We start from the raw sequence: 23,782 nt of genomic DNA on the forward strand, positions 1-23,782 counted from the left end.
ATATTGATAGCAACTGTAATTATTGGAGCAACGCTTTTTGCTCAATCAGCTAATGCTTACAGTCGTCCTGAGCGTTTATTGCTTGCGACTCAAGAGTGGTTTCCTTATCAGTACCAAGAAAATGGTGAGATGAAAGGATCTGGTATTGAAAAGCTAAAATGCATAATGAAGAAAATGGACCAGCCCTATCAATTAATGATGACCAAATGGGATAAAGCGCAATTGTTAACGGAAGTGGGCAGTCAGCATGGTTTTTTCTTAGCTTCTCATAACAGTAAACGAGATGAATACGCCATTTATTCAGAGCCTGTGATGGATCAACACTGGAGTTGGTTTTCGCTTTCAGACTCTATTGATATCAACAGTATGATGTTTAAAAGCCAAGTAGAAGTTGTTGCATTATTCGGTTCAAATAAATGGTTTTGGCTACAAAAAAATGATTATCAAGTATCAATGAAGCCGCGAAGTGCAAAAGCTATGGTTCAATTAATGTTAAAAGGTGAGATCGGTGCGATTTTAGGTAATGATGAGGTAATAGAAGAAACCATTAAGCAGTTAGGGATTAGTTATCGAGCTATCTCAAAAAAACAAATGAAATCTCAACCGCTTGGTGTCTATTTTTCGAAAACATTTGTAAAAAAATACCCGCAGTTCTTAACTGAATTTAATCGTACGATACAACAATGTAAGGGTAAGTAATATGCCTATATCGATAAGAATAATTAGTTCACCAGATGGTGAAAGTATTTCAGAATGGAATAAATCACTACCTGAAGAAGGGGGAAGCATTGGGCGTGCTTTTGGTGCTTCTATGCAACTAAGTGATGCCACACGAGAGGTATCAGGCTCTCATGCAGTCATTAAAAAAACATCGCGAGGTTATCAAGTTATCGATGATAGTACTAATGGCTTATTTATCAATGGTTCAGATAAACAGCTTGGTTTAGGTAACCAAACAACATTAAATGATGGGGATATACTTGATATAGGTCGTTATCGTTTATTAGTGTCTTGTTTTGTTCCTGAAGACGCTCAAGCTCAGGAATTTTCAGTGTTATCTGAGAGTTCGTCGTTTGGAGATGACCCTTTTAGTACCTCAGAAGATGAGTCTTCATTTTCTTCAAATTCTGTCTATCAAGAGCCTGAATTAGATTTTACGTTTACCGATCGTAATGTTATTGATGATGACCCGTTTAGCACCGCTGATATGAAAAAAGTACGGGAACATAAAGAAGTAAATTTAAGTTTTGCTGCATTAGATGACGACCCATTTTCGGGGGCAGAATTTCAATCTAATTTGCCTCTTCAATCATTAGAAGAAATACCAAAACGAGAAAGTGTCGAGGCAGAAGAGGATAAGTATGCATTGATAGCTTATCGAAAAAGTGAAGAAAGAATGCAACAACATATGGATAGAGCATTAGAAATGGCATTAACCCGTTTGTTGTCAGACATATCTCCTCATGCAATGGAAGATATGTTTAATGATCTTTCTACGCCGAGCTTTTTTGGTGGTAAACCAAAATATTGGGATATGTATAAGCGTTACTTTACTAGACAAGTTGAAAATAAGGATTGGCAAATTAAATTCCATGCTTATTTTCATGATGCCATTCGTCTACAGCGTAATCTAGAAGGAGATAACAAATGAGAAAATGGTTAATGTCATCTCTTTTTATTTCCTTGCTGTCTGGTTGCAGTTTTGGTGGTGCAGAGCTTGCTCCTCAAGTCGTACTAAATATAAAAGCAGCTTCAAATATTAATCCAAATGTGGAAGGAAAACCTTCACCATTAGAGCTACGTGTATATCAATTAACAGATAGCCAAGCGTTTTCACAAGCAGATTTTATTCAAATTTATAATGATGAGCAGGGTGTTTTAAAAGCAGAGTTGTTACTTACTCGTCAGTTAGAAAGTATTTTACCAGGAGAGACACGCCAAGAAGTATTTCCTCTTGCAGCAGAAACTAAATATATCGGTGTTATAGCAGGATTTGCTGCCTACCGTGAAGCAAAGAATAAAGTTATCTATAAACCGATAATCTTAGGAACTACAGCCATTAATATTGAAATAGATGGAATTAATCTATCAGTATCAGGCGAAGAGGAATAATAATGGATAATAAAAAAGTCGTTTGGAGTGAAGGGATGTTCCTTTCTCCGCAGCATTTTCAACAGCAAACACGTTATGTTGAACATTTAACTCGTGAGTTTACAGAGCAGATTGCACCTCAAGGAAATGGATTAACTTTACTTGAACTTGATCGCTCTATGCTGAATATAGGCAAAGTATCTGTTCGTCGCGCAAAGGGTATCTTTCCTGATGGAACACCATTTGAAATTAATCGTGGACTTGTTCTAGATATTCCTAAAAATATGAATCACAAAAAAGTATATCTTGCTTTACCAGTATCGCGACCAGGAGCCGTAGATGTTGGCGTTGATCAGCGTTTGCGACACTCTTCTGTAGAACATCCAGTATTTGATACTAGCCGTGAGCATAGTGAATCAGTACTGTTAGAGCTCGCCGAGCTTAATATTGTTCTTAAATTAGAAGATGAAGAGCTACAAGATTATACCTTAATAGCAGTTTGTGAAGTTAGCGAGCATAAATCAGAAGGTGCAGTAATTCTGAATCAAGCTTTTGTACCACATTGTTTGCACTTTGGTGTATCTAATTATCTTAAAGATTGTGTGGCTGATGTGCTCTCTCAAGTGCAATACCGTGCAATGACGATATCTACTCGCCTTCAAGCTGAAAATGAAAGTAAAAGTTACCAAGCCATGATGCGTGATTATTTATGGTTGCAAGCCTTAGGCGCTTGGATGCCAAAACTACAACAGTGGAATCAAGATAGTACCTTATTAACCAAGCACTTGTATTTAGAATGTTTATCAATGGCAGGACAGATGCAAGGCCTAGAAGGAAAAATGCCTAAAGATTCATTAGTATGGGATCAAAATGACTTATACAGCATTTTCTCTGTGATTTTCTCTGAGTTATTAGTGCTATTGCGTGAAGTTCAAATTGATAATTTAACGACCTTATCATGGGATACACAATTATTTGTTTCTCGACGTCTGCTTCGTACATTAGTGAAAGATCGTAGTTTATATAATGAAGGGCGCTTTATTCTTGTCGCTACTTCGCCATTGGGTGCATCACGCCTTAGCGAAGAATTTCCTAAAGCTATCAAGCTTGCAGGCAACAGTGATATTGCTGGCTTGGTTCGTAACGCATTATCAGGTGTTGCATTGCGTAATCTACCTTATGCTCCTTCTGAGCTTAAATCTAAGCATGATGCTGCGTACTTTGAGATTGATACCAAATCAGAGTTATGGCAAGCCTTGGTGAAAAAAGATGAGCCAATTGCCTTACATATCGATGAGCGTATAGAAGATGTACACGTTGAATTTCACGTGATTAGGTAGGTGAGTTGTGAGCGGATTATTTAATGAAGAAGCGACGGTAGAAGTTCGTCACGCTAAAGAAAAAGTATCGGCAAAGAAAAAAATTGCCGAGCTTAAGGATGTTGATCTTTCAGGATCAGAGCGATTGATAGATAGTCTGGCAGTTTATAATAGCCCGCTACTGAACTCTGCAACGGAACTGTTTGCAATCTTAGTAACCTTGCCTCGTCAAGGAGAGCCAAGGGACATAAACCGTTTTAGACAGCGTTTATTGGATGAAATTGCCGTTTTTCGCCAACGTGGTACGTATCTTGAGTATCACCCAAGTATTATAGAAAAAAGTTGTTTTGTATTATGCGCAGCCTTTGATGAGGCCATTCTTTACACCCAATGGGGTGAGAGTGCTCGTTGGGAAAATCACTCTTTATTGAGTAAAGTTTTTTCTCAACGTAATGGAGGTGAAGCTTTTTTCACTCTGTTAGATAAAGCGAGTCAGCAGCCTGCAAAACTAGTGGATTTTTTAGAGCTTCAATACGTTCTACTTATGCTGGGATTTAAAGGGCGCTTCCGACACGATGATGAGAGTGTTCTGCATGAGATCCAATCGAATGTGTATTCCATTATTCGACATTATCGCAGTGAAAACGTATTACCTGTACCAAAAGTACCTGAACTTATTGAAGGAAAACAACCGTGGTTAATGCTGAGCATGCCCAAAACATTAGCGATTGCATTTCTATGCATTATGTCTGCTTATGGTGCATCAGAGTATTGGTATTTTAATCGCAGCCAGCCAATTCTTGCTCAATTTAATGCTATCGATATGTCTAGTGTTGGTAAGAAAAACAGCGAAGAGTTGATTTATATTAGCTCAGATGCAGATATAGGAAAAACAACTGAAAATACTGAACTTGATGAGAAAAAACAAACATCTAAAGCCACTCAGCAGTGGGAAGTTGTGCTTGCAGTGTTTACTCGTTCATTAGATGCGGTGCGATTAGTTTCAGAATTACAACAAGCGGGATATGAACCATTCACGCGTGAAACAGATCATGGTGTCGAGCTTTATATTAGAGCCGGAGATAATTTATCGGTGATACGAAAGCTTAAAAATGAGTTGAATATTCGCTTTGGCTTGAATGCTACGATTAAGAGAGCGCAGAAATAATATGATGAAAAAAATCAGTGCGGTTTTATTTGCGATATTGATGATCACAGGTACAGCATTATGTTGGGTTTACTTACCTGACGAGGAATGGGAGTGGTTAAAACTCACCACAATAGCACTCAGCTCAGTGGTATTTTTATTGTTAATGTGGTGGTGGTATAAGCAATATAAAAACGATCAATCAGTTAGTGAAAAACACGATCAACAGATTTTACTCAAACAAGATACACGTATTATCCAACAGTTGTTTAAAGTAGCGACAAAAAAAGTACGAGGTACAGGCCGAAATAAACTGGATAGTTTGTATAGCCTGCCTTGGTACTTAGTGTTAGGTGGTGAAAAAGACGCCAAAAGTTATCTACTGCAACAAAATGGACTAGAACCTGTCTTTGATAAACTCCTTGAAGGTGGAGACTCAGAGCAATACCTTAAGTTTTGGAATAACGATCAGATAGTCGTAATTGAAGTTGGTCATCGTTTATTTGATGACGAAGGAATTGATGAGAAATTATGGGAGGTATTCGCTAATCAGCTATTAAAATACCGCCCTCGCCAAGGTTTAAACGGGGCGATTTCTATCATTGGTTGTGATCGTTTACTTGAAAGTGATCGAAAAGACCGTCAAAAACTGAGTAGCATTTATCAAGAAGCAATTCTGTCAATGGGCGGAATGTTAGATCTAACACTCCCTGTTTATAGCGTTTTCTCAAAAGCAGATACTATTGCAGATTTTGTTGAGTTTTTTGAAGATTTTTCTGGTTGTGATGTAGAAAACCCATTTGGGATGACATTCCCATGTACTGAATCTCGTCGTTTTGATAAATATCAATTTGAAGAACAAAGTAAAACATTGATTAAATCTGTTGCTCAACAACAATTTGAGTTGCTGCGAAATATTAATAGCGAAAAATCTAGCTCAGTAATTGCTTTGCCTTATCAACTTCGTATTTTCCTTGAAAGAGTGAATGAATTATTGACTGATATTGGTCATGAAAACCGAGTTCGTGAAGCGGTATGGATACGTGGGGCTTATTTATTATCATCTGGCCAGAAAGGACGAGAGCATGACTTATTAACACAAGTAATTGCTGAGCGAACAGAATTTAACTCTCAAAGTTATCGTGAGCAAAAACCAAGTCGCCGTAGTTACTTTTCAACTCGTTTGTTTAGTAATGTTATTTTGCCAGAAAAAGGCATCACAGGTGTCAATGAATGGCGTCATGCTGGTTATCTTGCTGTGCGAAGTGCCATGGTTTTATTGATTATCGGGGCGATCTTTTTTACAGGGGTCTTATTAAAAAATAATTGGAACCAAGATGAGCAATGGCGTGCAGATGCCATGACGCAGTTAAAATTGTACAGTAATGATGTTAAACGTCTTGATAATAATTACTCAACCTCAGATATGATAGCCTTACTTAATGAGTTGCGTGATGTTTCGGCAAAAGGAGTGGAGCCTAAAGCTTGGTATCAACAAGTTAGTATTAAACAAGATGAAACTGCGGACCGAATCTATGAAGCTTATGAAGAGCAGCTTAATCTAATATTATTACCAAAAATTGAAGAATTGATCAGTTCTGAATTATACGTATTTGTTAGCTTAGGTAACCCAAGTAAAATCTTTGAGGTGTTACGCTATTACCAAATGTTGTTTGATGTACAGCGTTTAGATATTAATGAAATGCAAGCTTATCTTATTGATAATATGAAAGATCAAGGCGATGTCTCTTCAGATGATATTAATATTCTGTCGTTATTAATTACAGACTTATTTAATAGTAATTACCAACATCGTTTAGAACCTAATAATGCCTTGATTGCTGTAGCCACTAATAACTTAGAAGGATTATCTCCAGAGCGTCTTATTTATGCTCGTATAAAAGAGCTACCAGAATATCGTAATCAGGTGGACATACGCCGTCAACTTGGGGACAAGTTTGATACTATTTTTGAGTTCTCAAATGACTTTCATGGTTATTTAATACCTGAGATTTATACCAAACAAGGGTATAGCACTATTGATTTAACGGCAAAATCAGAACTATTACGTCGTCAATTGGGTGAATTTAAAGAGATCCAGGGCAATATGTCTGGTGCATCAGTGACGGAATTGACCGATCTAAGCAAGCAAATACAGCGCCTATATTTTGCCGATTATATTTATTACTGGAAAGATTTAGTTAATAACATCCGAATAAAAAGCTTTAACTCTCAGGTGGAATTTGCTTACGCATTGAAAAATGCACGAGAGCCAGCAACAAGCCCTGTTCTAGATGTACTGGGAGCGCTTGTGGTTAATACTACATTAGCAGTAGAAGAGCAGCCAGATACAAAAGGTAATAAAAAAATAGCCAATCAACTTGGTCTGAAAAAAGTAGCCAAAGGGCTAGGAAAAGCCGATAAAATCAATCGAGCAGTCGGTGGGAAGTTACTACGTTTACAACCATCTTATGTTGTTAATGAAGCTTTTATTGGCTATGGAAATTATGTTAATGGTAATGGTAAAGCAGGGGCTGTTATTCCGCTTGATGGGTTGATCCAAGAGTTTGATTCGTTAAATACTTATTTTGATGTTGCGTTATCAAGTTCAGAACCTGGGAAGATGATGCATGAATACTCCTTAGCGCACGCAGCAGGAAGTCAAGATGCGATTGTTCAATTTCAGCGTCAAGGTGCCAAAGCGCCTAGCCAAGTCGCGCTCTGGACAAAAGAGTTATCACAGAAAGCGTGGAGTCAGGTTATTAATGGTAGCGTTGGTTATTTAAATCAACAATGGAATGAGCAAGTATACCAATTTTATGGCTCAGCAATTGAAGGGCGTTTTCCATTCTCCTTAAATGGTCGTGGAGAGGTTGACCTGAATGATTTTTCTCAATTTTTTAAGCCACAAGGGCGAGTTGATAAATTTATTGATGAACAGTTAAAGCCTTTTGTTTACTGGGATAATGGAGTTCTTAAGCGTAAAGCGATTGATGGTTTAACGTTACCTATTAGTAATAAAGCTCTGACTCAACTTCGTCAATCTCGTAAGTTAACTCAAACTTTCTTTGGTTCAGCAGGTCAAGAATTAGCGTTGAGATTTGCATTTCGTCCTAGCTCGATGAGTACTACGGTTACTGAGTTTCAGGTACGTGAATCAGAAAGTATCTTTAGCTATCGTCATGGGCCTAGAATATGGACAGATTTAAATTGGCCAACAACTGGGGTTGATGGTTACCTTTCAACTAATTTTTACCAAGGTGAGAATCGCATTGCTACTCGTTCATATACTGGTCAATGGGCCTTATTTAGAGCGTTGTTTGAGGGAAGTTCAAGTGCGACATCAGATCGTTTGATCCGCAAGCTTAACTATAAAATTGAAGACAATAATATAGTTCTTGATTACACCCTGCGAGATACCAATCAGAGCTTGAATAAATCACTATTTACCTCTTTTTCACTTCCAAGACAATTGTAAGCGATGAGAGAAAAAGAGGTACCTTTTCACAGACCTTTCTCCCATTGTCTTTTAGATGATGAGAGTTGGGATCTATCTCAAATAGGTAAGCATTATGCTAATCAAGAAGAAATGGAAAGAGAGTGGACTGCTGTGAATGAGTGTGCAGGGTTTTATGTTCAAAAAACAGTCACGTTAGATAAGACAAATAGCGTTATTTATTTTGAATATGACTCAACAGCAAAGCCATTAAGTACCTTTGGTAAGAAAGACGCAGAACAATTTGTATGGGTGCTACCAAAAATCATAAAAGCAATAAAATATTGCCATGATAAAGGATGGGTACATGGTGATATTAAGCCGTCGAATATTTTGTTTATTCCTGCTTTTGACTCCATTCGATTAATTGATTTTGGTGCAAGTTATCGCATAGGAACTGTTCGAAAAACTTTGTCATGTTGGCAAGCTACTCCATCATTTGCAAGCCCTTCTCAACTACAGGGTAAAGGGTTAGTAAAAAAAGAGGATGATTGGTACGCGTTAGTGAAAATAATTGATCAATTAATAGATATACAAATTGAACCAAAAATTAAAAAAAAAGCGAACTCTATCCGAGAGATGCTTATTCATTGGGTATAAATAACTAAATTGTTATTGCTCAGAACAAATTTTAGCCTTTAATTATGTAGAGCTGAAATGGACTTATAATAAATAATGATAACTAGGAGGGCGTATGCCTGTTTCGATTGCTGATGTAACCAATTGTACCGATATGGAAGGGTGGAACTACCAAGAGAAAGAATTATATTTTGGTCGTGTAAATATCATTAATTATCTTGCTTCCCTTGAAGTAGACAGAAAACCAAGTGTTGCAGCAGATTTTGTTGGTAACTTCGTGATTGACACGACGGCTATTTCAGATATCGGAGGTTTTGTAAAAAGCAAAGTTAGCGACATCATGGCTAAGTCTAAAGTGTTGACGAATGTGACTAAAGTAGCAGGAGCTGTTAGCGAAGCGATAAAATCAAGCAGACCTGTTGAGTTCTTTAGAAGTATTGGCCAAGCTATAAAACATAAAGTTGAAGTAACAAAAGACAACCTAATGGAAAAGCTAACGAAATTAATTGAAGGCTTTTGTCAAAATCTGATTACACAATTGAAGAAAGCGTATAAAGATATTAAATGGGTTGCTAATTACCTAACTGATATAGGTTTATGGTTAGCTGCATCTATTATTGGTGATTTATCATCTTTAATTCCAGGATTAGGATACCTGCAAAATGCAGCTGATTTATATAAAGGTGTTAAAAAATGTGTTACAGGTTTTAGCAGCTATATTTCAATGAAATTAGCAGGACGAGGTGTGACACTAAACTCTGGTTACCCTGAAGTTATTGCGAGAGATCTACGCTCTCATATGATAGCTAAAGGACTATTAGGGCTAAAAGATATGGCTGTGAAAACAGGTCAGATTGCGATGGCTGCAGCGGGGGATGTTGCAGCAGGGATCGGTTCTATTTTAAGTTATGTTGCGAATGTTTTAGGACGTGTAGCAACTCTTATCGATTATATCATCCAACGAGTTAACTTATATAAAACATGCCAAACAGCAGAGAAAGAACAGCTTCAATTGCTTAATAGCTCTAGTATTGCTTTAGATGCAGGGCGATTTAACGATTGGTTTATTGATAAATTAGCACTAAGCCCTATTTTAGGGGCACTTTTATTGCAATCAGGCTCAATTGCAGCCCCAGGAACCTTCCTTGCTTTGCTTAATTCACGTGGACGCTTAGTGAGTGATGCCGAAGCTAACTTCCAAAAAGGGGTGGTTTATATTAATAATATGAAATCACAATCAGTGAGTTACATTAAAGAATACTCAGCTCAATACAGTTTAGAGTTTAAACCTGGTTTAGCATGGCAACGAGAGATCTTGAAACAACAGCTAAACCCTGTTGAGCTTCCTGAGCCTCCTAAGTTAAGAAGGCAAGGTGCAATAAGAAGAAAATAGTTGCTTTGATTGCCAATCTAAATAAATATTATTACTTGTTGTATAAACGATTTATCAGATTGACGTAGTAATTATAGTTTGAATGTTTCTGTCGAGAGGTGTGTTGTGTACCTCTTGACTGAAAATCAATTAAGAGAAAGTGTATGACTAGTTACATTTATATTCCAGTAGCGACTCCTGAAATGTGTGCTTTTGCAGAAGACTGGCAACAAGGCCAGATTGCGAAAGGAAAACAGCCTTATCAAATCCTTAGTAATTGTGAGAGCGGAATATTAAAAGGAATAAAACGAAAAGCTAAACTAGGAGTTCTTCGTGATGTTTCAGTTAGTGATAAAGTTTATATTTTAGCTCACGGGCATGGACTGGGTTCAAGTGCTATTGGGGCGAGACGCGGAGCAAAAAAAGAACTCAAGCTGGGAATTGAAAACTGGCAAGGCGGCGATCTGAAAAAATATACTCCACTGGATCTAGCTGAAGTATTAAAAGATGAGGGTCTGCGTACTGGCTTTCAGGATTTAAGAGTATTTGCTTGTGGCAGTGCAAATGTTCCACCAAAAGAAGGTTGTACTTCCTCTTTTGCGCAAGGATTAGCTGAAGCGTTAAGAGAGTGTGGGTATAATAGTATTAAAGTGACGGGATATCAGGGAATGGTGAAAACTTCCTATGCACATAGAACCATAGCACCTATGTCCAGTCAGTTTTCAGCTGATAAACATAAAGGTGTAGTAATAGGAAATCAGATCCTACCAGCATCAACCAAACGAGTCGTGTTTTAATCTTTCTAAAGTGTTTATATTTATATAGCGAGTACTACTTGGCTCAACTTGAAATAGATAAAATAGCCAATATTTAAACTAAATATTGGCTATTTTATTTGCTAGTGTAGATGATTTATTGATAACTCTTAATTGTTTTAAGCACTATTTTTACTAATTACGAGTAGGATTTATCGTTAGAGGCTCTAACGTTACAACGGCATTGCCACTTGCTGCTGGGTGATCTGTATAGCTAGTGTCTTGCATTAAAGTATAATATACATCGACAAAGTCATCGTCGTTGACTAATAGCCCATCAGGAATAGCACTAATAATTTTTCCAGTGATTTGAGGAATGATAGCATACGCTTGAACTTCAGGGTCTGGAATAAGTTTTAGAACTTCTTCTGCAACTTGAACCAATAGTTTTGCTAGCTCTTTATAATCAGTACCATCATCTTGTTCCATTAAGATAAGGTCCGCAGCACCCCAACGATAACGAGACCACTGAATAACGATTTGATTTGGGTGGTAATCTTTGTTGTCGTAGTCCAAATAAGGCATTTCTACTAAATCAATAGTTGGCTTGTCACGACTCGGATTGATCCCCGTTACAATTGCATAAACCTCAGCTTTACCTGAAATCCATGGTTCTTGATCATCGGCTAGACGAATTTTTTTCAACACAGTAGTAGAAATTGGTTTAGCTTCTGTAGTATCAGCACTGTTAAGCATTGGTGTCGCAACAACAGCGTCGCTTGGATTAACACTTAGTGCGATACCTTGATCTAACCTATTCATTTCTGCACGCATGGCTTGTATACCAGCTCGAAGCTCTTTGTCACTGTTACTGTCAACGACAAATACAGGTACATCAGGTAATTGGTATACATCTAACTGGTGGACTTGTCCATAAATATCAAAGGCTTCAATATACTGCCAAGATGCATCATTACCCTTAGGTTCGAAAGCAAATAGTGGGCTTTGTCCTTCTTTCCACTCTTTTACCATTGAGATATCAGCAAGACGTAACTCTAATATATCAGGGGTAAATTCTTGGATCCCTTTCATTGAACGGATCTGAGCATCTGCAGTTACCATTTTTTGGCTAAAATCAGCATTTGGTTGCTCATCTAGCAGGGTAGATACAGAGACATTTAGTTTTTGATCGTTAATTTGTGCTTTTAATGTAGTTTCAAGTCCAGCATAGCTTTGGCTAAGTTGTAATGCTAAATCGCGCTTTTGTTGTGCAATAGCGTTGGCATTTGCTTGAGAAGATGATTCAGAACTGGTTTCTTCTGATTGACAGCCAACCAGAGTTACCGCGAAAAGAAGTGAAAGGGGGGTTATATACTTCATAAATATATCCTATTTTTCTACGCAATTACCTGAACAAGAGCTTATTCAGAATGGTATTAGAGTATCAACTCTATGTAGTAACAATACCAACCTTTCAATTTATAAACCAGGTGAATGGTTACATTTTGAAACAAAATCACAGTTTAATTTATAAATTTAAAGGTGGTGTCATCGCAGATGAAAATGGCGATGACGAAATCACAAAGGGCAATGTTATTAATGAATTTGGATTATGCTCTTTAGGTTAAGACTTAGAGTAATCGATGGGAAGGAATTACAAGTGGGTTTATTTTCAATAAATATTATTTATTACTGATACATTTCAGGGCTCAGTATTGAGTTTGCTAAGTAGGGTCTTACCCAGGGCAACCGCATGAGTGGTTAAATTTTAACCTCTGAGAAAAAACCTGCCGTTAAAACAGATTCAAGCATTGAAGTATTCATCATGCATCGCTTTTGTTTACCCACGATACTCAGTTTTGTGGGCTCAGCTCTGAGCATGTTCAAGCTCATGTGTCGTAAGCAGGAAAGGTTTTCGGCACCATTATCTTTGAATATAGAGCAAGCATCTTCATTCATGCTGACATCGAGTACCCAGTGCATTGATTCGATCCCCCAATGCTCTCTGACCGCCACTGCTGCTTGCTCTGCACTTAATTCTTTTGAGCTAATGTAATAACGATATTCTAGACTGGGCTGTTTTCCTTTAATGGCACGAAAGCTTTCAATCATGATGATACTTTTTAAGCCTTTCCAACGAGAAAAGTTACCTTCTAGAGCTGTACTTGGTAATACATAACTTTGACGTGATTCAATACGGCCATGACCTTGCTCAAGGTTAATGAGTTTGTTTACTGTAGAGCGTTGATTTGAAAATGCTTTTTCAACAGATTTGCGTAGCGAGCCTTGATTGTTTTTTACTGCTAATAAGTAGTCTGCGCCCTTATCTATTATGACTTTGGCTATTGCCGTTTGGCATGCCATGGCATCAATAGTCACTAATGCGCCTTTAATATCAAGCATCTTAATAAGCTCTGGAATAGCTGTTATTTCATTACTTTTTTGCTCTGTTTTTAACTGCCCTAAAACCAATTTGTTTGAAGAGGCGTAAGCACTCACCATATGGATAGTACTTGAGCGGTCGTCTCGATCATAAGAGCCACGAAGTGTCTTGCCATCAATAGCAACGACTTGGCCTTGAGTTAAAGAATGCACTGAAGACATCCAAGAGACGAAGCATTGATGAAATTGCTCTGGTTCAATATTTGAAACAATCCTAGCAATCGTATCATCGACAGGAATGTCATTTAAAAACATACCATTACGTTCAAACCAAGCGTGATGACCAAGAATGTATTCTCTAATATCAAACCAGCCTTTTGCTCCTGCAATAACAGCACACATTGAGCCGAATAGAACTTCAAAAAGGCAATAGGTTACTTTTGCACCTTGTCTTTGGTCTGTTATTTCATGAAAGTGTTCTTTAAAATGGTCAATGTGCATCGAATTCTCCTCGTTAAAGGAGGTATATGATCACAGGTAAATCTGATCGTCAAATCGATCGTTTAATTGATTAAAAAACATTCGTGATCTTGCCCTGGGGTCTTACCGCTTTTCATGTCTACCCCATGCATTTTTGGATCTTAATCAAACCAGTATAAAAGAGGAAATGATATTGGGTGAAGTGTTCACTTTTTCGTAAGCCGATTTTGTCTTATTATTCTTTTACCCCCTAAAGCATATTTCTCCTAAGTGTATGCGCCAAAAGCCATTTAGTTTAGTACTAAGTGGCTTTTTTATTTTATTCTTATTTATCTTCAGATGTATAACTAGAGTATGAACAGTAATAGCAACCATTTGATTTTGGATATATTTCTTTAGCTGCATTTAATGCTGTGCTGCAGGCAGTATGATAGCCAAGCGGTTCACATTTTGTGATCCCTGGACTGTGGGTGCATGTTGCAGTATGAACTTCATGTTCACCATTAGCTTGTTCGTTTTTATCTACATAAAATAAACTCATAACCACCTCTAATCATTAATGTTTCATCGTAATATTGAATAATTACAATACGCCGATTAAATAGACTTGATAGCTATAATTCTAAATAGTTAGATGTATATCACTTGTAATAATTAAACTTGTGAGGCGTCTTTAATACGCTACTTTTTAATTTATCTATACCATTACAAAGAATACTTGTGAACTTATTAACTAATGATGTATATGAGTGAAGTTTATCTTGTTTAAATTACTCCAATGTAAATGATTCATAAATTTAATTCGATTTTTGTTTTTACTATAAGTATCATTTTTGAGCTATTTTTAATGAATACTGCTACTTAGTGGTAACTTTTAGTTCTATTGATCTTTAATAATGTCCTTGTACTTACTTAACATTCTTTCTAAAAATAAAGGAAATTATTATGAACAAAGCATTATTGGTGTTACTTACTCTTGCCTCATTCTCTAGCCAAGCTTTTGAAGTATCAAGCTCTGATATACACGAAGGTCAATTAATGAATAGCAAGTTTACCTTTTCAGGTATGGGCTGTGCTGGTGACAACATCTCTCCACAATTAAGCTGGAAAGATGCACCAGAGGGAACTAAAAGCTTTGCCATTACGGTATTTGACCCAGATGCACCTACAGGTAGCGGTTGGTGGCACTGGTTAGCGCTTAATATTCCTGCAAACGTAAGCAGTATTGATCAAGGTTCTCCAATGAAAGATATACTACAAACTAAGAATGACTTTGGTACTATGAGCTACGGTGGCGCATGTCCTCCTGTTGGTGATGGAATGCATCGATACCAATATACGGTTTGGGCATTACCACAAGAGAAAATAGATTTACCTGCAGATATCTCACCTGCTGTTGTTGGTTATACTTTAAATAGCATGGCATTAGACAAAGCAGTATTAACCGCGACATACGTACGCTAATTACGGCATAAACATAAATATAGGGGTATAAAATGGATAAAGTAATGTTGAATGATCCCATGTTTCGAGTTCAAACTTACTCGGGTCAGAGTGATCAGCATTTACGCAATGTTCATATTTATGCCCCTAGTATTATTTGGGTTAAGTCGGGTGTAAAAACCGTATTTCAAGAGACTGAGCAATTTGATGTTAATACGCACTTTTGGTTGCTTACATCAGCCAACCAAGGGTTAAACTTTATTAATAAAACGACAGAGGATAATTTTTATTCTGTTCAGATCTGTTTTTTCTTAGCACCACCTAAAGAGATGTTAGAGGAGAGCCAACAAAATGAAAGTATTCGTATACATACTCATGCGATTACGGTGTCACCATTGTTGGCTTACGGTTTCACATTATTAACGGATGTTAATACGCAAAAGCTGAGTACTAAGGCTCAACAATTTCATTTGTTAGCTTTATATCAACAATTGGCTGAGTTGGGTGTACTGCATGTTTTATTCTCTCCAACGTTCACTTCTTTTCAAAATGAGCTGAGTGCGTATTTTTCTAAAAATCCGTCAGAAAATTATCAATTAGAAACCGTATGCGATGACTTTTCTATGAGCCGTGCAACGCTAATTCGTCGATTAAAGCGAGATGATACAAATTTTAGAACTGTTTTATCGAATGTTAGAATGACTTATGCACTTTCTCTAATGCAAAAGAAGCGCCAAACCCAATTAGATTTGGCATTACAGTGTGGCTATCAATCAGAAAGCCGATTTAGCCAACGCTTCTATCAGCAATTTGGCATGACACCAAAGCAATATATGAATAGCATTCTTTATTAATAGAATTTTACATTGTAATTTTAAATAAATAAAGCAGTGAGATGGTTTTAAATTCTCACTGTTTTTTTGTTTATAATATAGTGGTTGTGAGTTTGATAAAACCAATTTAAGTACTGATTTATAATGGAATGATTAAATCCATCCTGTAGATGTTAACTTACTTGTTTGTTTTTTGATTTATTTTGTTATTTATTTTTTTCGTCAATGTTTAATTTTATTTATTTTTACTTATGTCTGTGTGTTTTTTATATTTAGGTTTTAATGGGTACCCTATTCTGATAGCATAAATTATTAATTGGAACTCTATTTTATAAAAACATAAAGGTGAATATGAAACTTAAGTTGGTTGGTAGCTTTATCTGTATAGCAATGTTGTCTGGTTGTACTAGTATGATGCAAAAGGACGATTTTGGTAATTTTCATGCCAAATTAGATGGAGGTGATTTTAAAGGAGCTTCAGAAGTTGCTCTTGATAATGCAGGCTATGATTCTGAAACGGGTGAAACAAGTGACTTAATCTGGACTTTACAAGCTGGAGCAACATTAAGTTATGTAGGTGAAACTGAATTATCGACTAAACTACTTGATGCTTCTGAAGTTATGATGAAGGAAGAAGATAAGGAAGGAGCAATAGAAACAGGATTGGAAACTGTTGGTTCTATCATTGGTAATGATGCGATGCTTGATTATACGCAAACGCAATATGACGGTGTTATGACCAATACTATTAAGGCTTGGAATTTTATTGCAGAAGAGAACTATCAAGATGCAAGAGTTGAATTAAATAGAGCTGAAGAGCGACAACGTCGTGCTGCTGATCATTTTGCTTCAGTAATAAAAAAGCATAAAGAAGAGATTGAATCTGAAGCGGGTGAATCTACAGAATCCATTAAGAAAACCATAGACTCAGATGCGACGCAAGCAGCATTAAAAAATGCAGGTATTGAGACGGGTCAATGGAAGCCATACGAAGGGTATATTAATCCTTTTACTACCTATACCTATGGGCTTAATTTATTATTAACGGGTAAAACTAAGTCTGATTTTCAGAAAGCAGCAGATGCATTTAAACGAGTCTATTCAATTACTGGTTCTAAATCAGTGAAAAAAGATTATGACTTAGCGCGTTCAATGGCTAAATCAGTAAGGGCATCAAAACTCAATGAAAAAGTGTGGGTGATTTTTGAAAATGGTCAATCAGTAGTTAAAGAAGAAAAACGTTTAGATTTACCTGTTTTTATTCTTTCTGAAAATGTAGCTTATGCTGGTATTGCTCTTCCTCGGTTAAAAGAAAGAGGGGTTGCATTTAATTCTATTTCTGTAAATAAAGAAAAAACAGAAGTAATTGCTGATATGGATAAAATTATTGGTTCTGAATTTGAGCAAGAGTTTCCTTATATTTTGGCAAGAGAGATCACTCGAGTTACTTTAAAAACTATCGCTCAAAAACAAATTAAAGATGAAAATCAATTATTGGGCAATGCTTTTGCTGCGATTCAAGCGTTAAGTACTGGAGCTGATATCCGTACATTTTCAGCTCTACCTAGCCAATATCAAGTTGTTCAAGTAGAAAAGAAAAATAATATTGTTGAGATAAAAGCAGGTAATTTTACAATTCCTGTAGTGTTGGATGAATTGTCTAATAAACATATTATCTATGTAAAAGCGGTATCACCTAAAACTCAACCTTTAATTAATGTTGTAAATATTTAAGGAATATAAAATGAAAAAATATCTTTTAGCTTCAGCAATTTCAGTATTAGCGTTGAGTGGTTGTCAAACAACGACTGGTTATATTGATGCAGCAGATACATCAAGCAATGTGGTAGCAACTCTTTCATACGCTGACTTCTCAAAAGCTGCAACAGGTATGGCGGAAGAAATTGTTGCGAGTAAGTTAATGACTCACCCTAAGGCAGATCAAGGTGGTCGTTATATTATTTATGTAAATGATATTTCAAATGACACAATGCAACGTTTGGATACAGATCAACTAGCTAAAACACTTCGTATCCAATTACTTCAATCTGGTAAGTTTCTTGTAACTACAGCATTTGGTGAAGATGATGCGACTAAGAAAATGCGAGAGCTCAAAGATTCTAAGATGGTTAAACAATCGAGTGTGAAAAGCAGTAATCAAGTACTAGCACCAGACTTCAGCCTTACTGGTAAGATCTTACAACGTAACTCAACTCTTGATAATGGCGATACTCGAATTGAATACTATTTCCAAATGTCATTGACCAATATTGAAAATGGTCTTGCATATTGGGAAGGTGAGCGAGTAGTTGGCAAAGTAGCAGACGGTGATTCTGTTAGCTGGTAGTTGATTAAAGATGTTTAAGGGTGAGCTATGCTCCCCTTTTTTTTAAAGAATACAATATGGCTATCATTAAGGCTTACAGGGTTTATTAGAGATAGTGTTAGTTGGTATAGGGCATTGAAATATGAATAAATTAGCACTAATGGCTTTAGGGATACTTTTAGTTACGAGTAATACTTATGCTTTTGATGAGCCTCTAGAAACTGAAGTTGATGTACAAAAGATTACCGATGCAGAGGAACAAATAAACAATATTATTGTTAATGACTCTACTGCCATTGAAGTATCAGAGTCTGAAGTTGATCTTGTGATTGATACTGTGAGTGATTCTGAAGGGTTTATTGAAGAGCAATATGAGGATTGGCTTAGTAGTCCACTTGGTAGCGATTTTGAGTCAATGACTGAAAATGATGATGGTGTGAATTACGCACAAATGCACTTTGGTATCGCAACGTCTAGAAGTTCAGATTTAACGATGCGCACTGTACGCAGAACATTTGAACAAGCATTTGAGAATGCCATTGAAAAAATAGCATTAGAAGGTCGCGCAGATGTGACAAGTGACCGAATTTCAACACTCTCCGAAAGTGTTCCTGATTTCGGTGATTATATCTGTCCAACTAGTGCTAGTGCTCAAAAGCAGCTAGTGCAAGAAAAGTTAATTCAATTGGCTGAAATAGCGTTTAGAGATAAGTTGTCAGCTGAAGGGGTATCTCAAGAAGCCATCGATCAAGCTATGAGAGAAACGGCAATTAAAGATAAGCAAACTATTCTAGAAGATTCGCTAAAGAATTCTGTGAATATTGAGACTGGCTGGCGTGGGGTTTCCTCTTTTTTTGTTCAGAAAGTATTTATGGCAGAGCAAGAAGATGGTGCAGTTTCAGTTGGTGTTGTTATTGTAAAAACAACGCCTGCTCATGAAATGATCCAATATGTCACTAAGGCTCGTGGAGATTTTGACCCTAATGCTTGGAACTTACCAAAAACATTTAAACCAATCTCACAAACGTTTAAAACACCAGATGGCGAATACAAGCAGTTCAATTCTACGAGTCAATACGTTCGTTATTTGGTAAATAAAAAACAAGATGAGACTGTTATTGGCTCGCACCTTGTTTATGATAATAATGGTTATCCAACAGTAATTTCAGTTTCATATGAATCAGTAAATAAACGTTCAAGTAATTCCGCTGAGATGCGAACGTATAAAAAAATAGCTAAGAAAAGAGCAACAACTTATGCAATGAATGAACTTTATCGCTTAGTTAATCTAAAAGCAAAAGTAAGCATTGAAGTTTTGGATGAAGTTTCATTAACAAAAAAAGCAGTAGCGAACTATTTAGATTGTTCATTGGATAGTATTGATATTGAAGATACTCAAATTAACTCAACAACGGACACTAAGGTAACTGTTCAATCTAAAGTTGATAAATTGTCGTTGAAAGGTGTTAAAACTAACACTATGTCTTTCTACAACCCATTCAACCCAAAGCAGATTTCGTACTATTCATACGCAATTTGGAGCCCTCTGCAAGATGCGAAACAGCGTAAAATAGAGAGTTCAAAAGGGACTTTTACTAAGAAAACAATTGAAGTTAAAGTGCAACCTAAAATCATGCCTACCTCTAAATCAGTTAATGGTCAGAAGAATATTTATACCGAGTCTCCAGAGCTAGGTGATGCACAATTTTAATTATTACATTTTAGTTATCAAGGTTAATCTTGATTGCTATTTTAAGGAAATATAATGAAGAAGTTTTTATCAACGGTGCTGATTTTATTCTCTATTAGCGTATCAGCTGTTGAAGTTCAACGAGAAGTTGTTGGCTATGGTATTAGTCGCACTGAAGCCATAAATGATGCTATTTCGGAAGCAGTAAGACAACAGTTTGGCGTTACTGTTTCTTCGGACACCATAAGCAAATTAGTAGCAAAAGAGACAGAGGATGCTTTAGAGTTTTCTCAATCTTCAGATACAGGTTCTAAGCAGCAATTTTCTGGTCGAGTAAGTTCGTATGACATTATTGATGTTGTCTGTGCAAGCAATGAGTGTGAAGCCCGCTTGAATGTGAAATTTGAATTAAGTCAGCGTGAGATTAATAAGAGAAAAGATCAGCAAAGTATAGATAATCGAAAGACGCTCTTCCTTGATGTTAAAGGTAAGTATGCGGATCAGTTTCACACAAACTTAGAGTCTCGATTTGTTCAAGCTAGAAAATTTGCGATTTTACAAAATAGAAAAGAGGCTGATTATATTCTGACTGTTAATGTAATTCGTGCTGCTACATCTTCTAGTAAAACAACGAAAGTTGTTGAATTAACAGGTGAAAGTTCAACGATAAATACTAAATACTCAGTCGTAAACGTTGAATATAAAGTGTTAAAAGTATCGACAGGTCAGATTGTTTCATCGAACTCACAACGAACAACATCAAGTTCGCATGAAGTCTCTACTTTACTGGAACGCTGGGCATCAGAAAAGCTGTTTAAAGATGTTCACAGCCATATATTTCCAATTCGTATTGTTATGACGAACAACACACAAATCATTATTGGTGAAGGTGGAAAAAATATACGAGTAGGTGACTATTTTGATGTTTATCGTGTCGGTGAGAATATCATTGATCCATATACTGGTGAGTCTTTAGGTGCTGAAGAGCTGCATATCGGAGTGGTTCGTATTACAAAAGTAGGTTCGAAGAAGTCTTATGCGACAAGCATTAGCGGTGAGTCTGTTTCTCGTCTAGATATTTTACGAAAAAAGAAGCAAGCTCATATAACTAATAATTCTTCTAAATCGAAATCAAGTGTACTTAAAATTGAAGAGAAAACTGTTGGTATCATTCTTTAGCCGATAAAGTTTTGATTGGGAAAATGAAACAAAAAACAGCGAGCACTCAGGCTCGCTGTTTTTATTCTTACTCACTAAATATTACTTAGCCAATTTAGTCAGCACACTCATCAACAACTTGATACGTGGTTCGATTGACTCAAGCAATAAGTACTCATCGGCACTGTGGAAGCCTGCACCGATTGGACCTAAACCATCAAGTGTCGGAACACCTAAGATAGCCGTGTTGTTGGCATCAGAGCCGCCGCCAGCTTCTTTCCAGTTGATATCAATGTTTAGCTCTTGCGCTGATTCTTCAATCATTGCCATTAGTGATACAGTTAAATCAGATGGTACCATTGATGGTTTATAAGCTTCACGCTCTAGAGTGATAGAGACACCTTCAACAAATGGCGTTGTAATCATGCCATTTAACGTCGTATCTACTTGATCATACTCTGCGTTATCCCAGAAACGAACATCAACAATCGCTGTTGCTAAATCAGGAACGATGTTAGCGCCAGCACCACCAGAAACCACACCTACATTTAATGTCGTGCCTGATTCAAAGTTAGTCATTGCGTTAGCAGCTAAGATCCAGTTAGCCATTTCAGTGATTGCACTGCGGCCATTTTCTGGTTCGTTACCAGCGTGAGCTGCTTTACCATTGAAGGTCATTTTGTAGCGAGCCATGCCTTTACGAGCTTTAACTAAACCACCGTCCGCACGAGCTGCTTCTGCTACTAATACATTTTTCGCTTTTTTCGCGGTCTCTTGGATCCAATCAACGGAATCTAAAGATCCTGTCTCTTCATCTGGGTTCATGCAGACACAAATAGACAGCTTATCTAATACCGCTTGGTCTAGGTTACGCAGTGCATATACCACGTTTAGTAGACCAGACTTCATATCAGAAACACCCGGACCATAGGCTTTTTCAGCATCCATAGACATTGGGCGTTCTGCCGCTGTACCTACAGGGAAAACCGTATCCATATGACCAATCATCATCACATCAATGTGTTCTGCATCTGGCTTGTTACGAACTTCAAGACCAACGCCTGCTTTACCACAATCAATACGTTTAATAGACCAGTCATTCATTGCTTCATATTTTGCAGCCATTTGATTGGCAATGACTTCGATGCCTTCAACAGTGTAAGTACCACAATCCACATCAATCAGTGGACGTAGCTCTTCTAGATAATCATTTAAAGAAAAATTCATGTAAACCTCTTATAGAATCATGTTCATAACAAACATTGCACCGAATGCGTTTAATACTGAAATCGCGATCATTACTGGGATGTAGCGGCCTTCAGTACCGATAGGGCCCATGATACGGCCCATGTATTGTACTTGTGAGCCCATTAGGTAAATCGCAGGGGCAAGGATTGCAATGTGAGTACCGTTTAGAATACCTTGGTCAAACAGAGTAATAACTACACCAACCGCGCCGCCCATAGACATCCAAGCACCAATTAATACGGCTGCGGCCTCACCTGGCAAACCAAAAATAGCCATGATAGGAGAGAATAAAGTCCCCATTAACTCAAGAGCGCCAGTGATTTGCAGCGCTTTGATGATAACAAACGCCATTAATACGTTAGGAACCGTTGAAGTGGTTGCAATAACCCAGCCTTTTTTAGCGCCTTCAACGAAGATATCAGTCACCATTGGTTTTTTTGCTTTAACGTCGCTCATTATGCTGTCTCCTCAGTTAGCTTCTTGTCTTGCTTATCACTGTTTTGGCCTTCTTTACCTTCTGTAATGTTTAGGTAAATACGGAATAAGTTTGCGCCAACAAATTTGAAAGCAAACATAACAATAACAGCTAGGCCGATAGAAGAAGGAACAGCTAAAGAACCATCAGGATTTGTTAATGTGAATAGCACCGCACCAGACGAGAAGAAGTTTACAATTGCTGCACCAGCAGTGAATTGGAACATAGTGAAGATGTCTGTTTCGCGCTTGGTTAAATGTTTCTCATCTTTTAGCTGACGAGTCATTGCGGCACCCGCATCGGTACTTTGTAATGATGCAATTAAGGCTAAACCAGAGTTACCAGGAATTCCCATTAAAGGACGTAGAAGAGGAGTAAGTAGTTTACGAGCTGCATTAAGTGCGCCGTAATGCTCAAGAACGTTGATCATACCTAATGCAAACATAACAGTAGGAATTAGTGTAAGTGCAAAGATGAAACCATCACGAGCACCGCTACCGCCTTTACCGCGAAGAGAAGTGGTTGCTGCTTGAACGCCATCCGCTGTTTCAGAAACAGAATAAGCGACTTGTCCAAAAGAGCCATTTAGCGTGGTAAAGTCGAGAACACCATACCATTCATTAGATTGCATTAAGCCAGAAAAGAACACAACAGCAAAGGCCAAAGCCACGTAGCTGCCAATACCGACTTTAGAATCTTTGTCAGTCGATTGAGTCATAATTACCTCGTTTAAAAGTTAAGATTAGAAATTGTAAGTAGTTAACCATTAAGTGGTATTCTGCGTTAATCTGGTTTAGAGGGTTTGATACGAATCAATAACTGTTTCTAAAAGTAATATTCTAGATATGTAGATTATTATTTTGTGATCTATCTGAAATTGTAGATTTTTATGTTGATTTGTTGGGTTTTTTGGCTGTCTGTTACTTTATTGGGTATGATGTTTTGGATGTGAATACCTTGTTCATCTTCTGTTCAGAATTGAAATGTT

The 23,782-nt window shown here is 37.1% G+C and carries 22 protein-coding genes; 16 read left to right on the forward strand and 6 right to left on the reverse strand.

The window, feature by feature from the left end; translation table 11 throughout:
- From ACU5DF_RS06980 to ACU5DF_RS07020, 9 genes are all read left to right on the forward strand, one after another.
- The gene (locus ACU5DF_RS06980; RefSeq protein ID WP_446712493.1) at positions 1–699 is read left to right on the forward strand and encodes a substrate-binding periplasmic protein; all 699 of its coding nucleotides are present in this window, start codon (positions 1–3) and stop codon (positions 697–699) included.
- A 1-nt stretch (position 700) separates the two neighbouring features.
- The gene (locus tag ACU5DF_RS06985; protein WP_045104231.1) at positions 701–1,651 is read left to right on the forward strand and encodes a type VI secretion system-associated FHA domain protein; all 951 of its coding nucleotides are present in this window, start codon (positions 701–703) and stop codon (positions 1,649–1,651) included.
- Positions 1,648–2,112 (forward strand): type VI secretion system lipoprotein TssJ, encoded by a 465-nt coding sequence (tssJ, locus tag ACU5DF_RS06990; protein ID WP_045104230.1) that lies wholly within the window; start codon positions 1,648–1,650, stop codon positions 2,110–2,112. Before ACU5DF_RS06985 ends, tssJ begins: the two co-directional genes overlap by 4 nt.
- A 2-nt stretch (positions 2,113–2,114) precedes the next feature.
- Positions 2,115–3,431 carry a type VI secretion system baseplate subunit TssK gene (tssK, locus tag ACU5DF_RS06995; protein ID WP_446712322.1) on the forward strand — a complete coding sequence of 439 codons (1,317 nt, stop codon included), beginning with the start codon at positions 2,115–2,117 and terminating at the stop codon, positions 3,429–3,431.
- A 7-nt stretch (positions 3,432–3,438) separates the two neighbouring features.
- Complete coding sequence (gene icmH, locus ACU5DF_RS07000) at positions 3,439–4,578, forward strand: type IVB secretion system protein IcmH/DotU (RefSeq protein ID WP_446712323.1); 1,140 nt, start codon at positions 3,439–3,441, stop codon at positions 4,576–4,578.
- Position 4,579: 1 nt separating this feature from the next.
- Positions 4,580–8,035 (forward strand): type VI secretion system membrane subunit TssM, encoded by a 3,456-nt coding sequence (gene tssM / locus ACU5DF_RS07005; RefSeq protein ID WP_446712324.1) that lies wholly within the window; start codon positions 4,580–4,582, stop codon positions 8,033–8,035.
- 3 nt (positions 8,036–8,038) lie between these two features.
- The gene (locus ACU5DF_RS07010) at positions 8,039–8,653 is read left to right on the forward strand and encodes a protein kinase domain-containing protein (protein WP_446712325.1); all 615 of its coding nucleotides are present in this window, start codon (positions 8,039–8,041) and stop codon (positions 8,651–8,653) included.
- Positions 8,654–8,747: 94 nt separating this feature from the next.
- The gene (locus ACU5DF_RS07015; protein WP_446712326.1) at positions 8,748–10,025 is read left to right on the forward strand and encodes a hypothetical protein; all 1,278 of its coding nucleotides are present in this window, start codon (positions 8,748–8,750) and stop codon (positions 10,023–10,025) included.
- A gap of 143 nt (positions 10,026–10,168) precedes the next feature.
- Positions 10,169–10,801, forward strand: coding sequence for a hypothetical protein (locus ACU5DF_RS07020; protein ID WP_446712327.1), 633 nt, complete (start codon positions 10,169–10,171; stop codon positions 10,799–10,801).
- 153 nt (positions 10,802–10,954) lie between these two features.
- Here the strand turns inward: ACU5DF_RS07020 and ACU5DF_RS07025 are convergent, their stop codons facing one another.
- A complete protein-coding gene (locus ACU5DF_RS07025; protein ID WP_446712328.1) occupies positions 10,955–12,139 on the reverse strand; it encodes a DUF3103 domain-containing protein in 1,185 nt (394 codons plus the stop codon).
- Positions 12,140–12,189: 50 nt separating this feature from the next.
- Between ACU5DF_RS07025 and ACU5DF_RS07030 the strand changes: the two genes are divergently transcribed.
- Positions 12,190–12,387, forward strand: coding sequence for a hypothetical protein (locus ACU5DF_RS07030; RefSeq protein ID WP_446712329.1), 198 nt, complete (start codon positions 12,190–12,192; stop codon positions 12,385–12,387).
- A 133-nt stretch (positions 12,388–12,520) separates the two neighbouring features.
- Here ACU5DF_RS07030 and ACU5DF_RS07035 read toward each other — a convergent pair whose 3' ends face one another.
- Both ACU5DF_RS07035 and ACU5DF_RS07040 read right to left on the reverse strand, forming a co-directional pair.
- On the reverse strand, positions 12,521–13,642 hold the full coding sequence (locus tag ACU5DF_RS07035; protein ID WP_446711344.1) for an ISAs1 family transposase: 1,122 nt from the start codon (positions 13,640–13,642) through the stop codon (positions 12,521–12,523).
- Positions 13,643–13,946: 304 nt separating this feature from the next.
- The gene (locus ACU5DF_RS07040) at positions 13,947–14,162 is read right to left on the reverse strand and encodes a hypothetical protein (RefSeq protein ID WP_045104221.1); all 216 of its coding nucleotides are present in this window, start codon (positions 14,160–14,162) and stop codon (positions 13,947–13,949) included.
- A gap of 404 nt (positions 14,163–14,566) precedes the next feature.
- On the opposite strand from ACU5DF_RS07040, the gene ACU5DF_RS07045 reads away from it, so the two are divergent.
- The 6 genes from ACU5DF_RS07045 (at position 14,567) to ACU5DF_RS07070 (ending at position 21,092) form a co-directional block, all read left to right on the forward strand.
- Positions 14,567–15,085, forward strand: coding sequence for a YbhB/YbcL family Raf kinase inhibitor-like protein (locus ACU5DF_RS07045; protein WP_045104220.1), 519 nt, complete (start codon positions 14,567–14,569; stop codon positions 15,083–15,085).
- A gap of 32 nt (positions 15,086–15,117) precedes the next feature.
- Positions 15,118–15,918 (forward strand): helix-turn-helix domain-containing protein, encoded by an 801-nt coding sequence (locus ACU5DF_RS07050; protein ID WP_446712330.1) that lies wholly within the window; start codon positions 15,118–15,120, stop codon positions 15,916–15,918.
- Between the two features lie 330 nt (positions 15,919–16,248).
- Positions 16,249–17,631 (forward strand): COG3014 family protein, encoded by a 1,383-nt coding sequence (locus ACU5DF_RS07055; RefSeq protein WP_446712331.1) that lies wholly within the window; start codon positions 16,249–16,251, stop codon positions 17,629–17,631.
- A 10-nt stretch (positions 17,632–17,641) separates the two neighbouring features.
- The gene (gene lpoB / locus ACU5DF_RS07060; RefSeq protein ID WP_045104217.1) at positions 17,642–18,244 is read left to right on the forward strand and encodes a penicillin-binding protein activator LpoB; all 603 of its coding nucleotides are present in this window, start codon (positions 17,642–17,644) and stop codon (positions 18,242–18,244) included.
- Between the two features lie 121 nt (positions 18,245–18,365).
- On the forward strand, positions 18,366–19,934 hold the full coding sequence (locus ACU5DF_RS07065; RefSeq protein WP_446712332.1) for a DUF6844 domain-containing protein: 1,569 nt from the start codon (positions 18,366–18,368) through the stop codon (positions 19,932–19,934).
- Between the two features lie 54 nt (positions 19,935–19,988).
- Positions 19,989–21,092: a hypothetical protein gene (locus ACU5DF_RS07070; RefSeq protein ID WP_446712333.1), complete on the forward strand. Its 1,104-nt coding sequence runs from the start codon at positions 19,989–19,991 to the stop codon at positions 21,090–21,092.
- 81 nt (positions 21,093–21,173) lie between these two features.
- On the opposite strand, the gene ACU5DF_RS07075 is transcribed toward ACU5DF_RS07070, so the two are convergent.
- Genes ACU5DF_RS07075 through ACU5DF_RS07085 form a run of 3 tightly spaced genes read right to left on the reverse strand, consistent with a single transcriptional unit; the run spans position 21,174 to position 23,512 of the window.
- Positions 21,174–22,298, reverse strand: a complete 1,125-nt coding sequence (locus tag ACU5DF_RS07075; RefSeq protein ID WP_446712334.1) for a M20 family metallopeptidase — start codon at positions 22,296–22,298, stop codon at positions 21,174–21,176.
- Positions 22,299–22,307: 9 nt separating this feature from the next.
- Positions 22,308–22,775: a YjiG family protein gene (locus ACU5DF_RS07080; RefSeq protein ID WP_060992119.1), complete on the reverse strand. Its 468-nt coding sequence runs from the start codon at positions 22,773–22,775 to the stop codon at positions 22,308–22,310.
- Positions 22,775–23,512, reverse strand: a complete 738-nt coding sequence (locus tag ACU5DF_RS07085) for a nucleoside recognition domain-containing protein (RefSeq protein ID WP_446712335.1) — start codon at positions 23,510–23,512, stop codon at positions 22,775–22,777. The genes ACU5DF_RS07080 and ACU5DF_RS07085 overlap by 1 nt, the downstream gene beginning before the upstream one ends.
- Positions 23,513–23,782: the final 270 nt, after the last annotated feature.

This window comes from Aliivibrio wodanis, assembly GCF_052920805.1.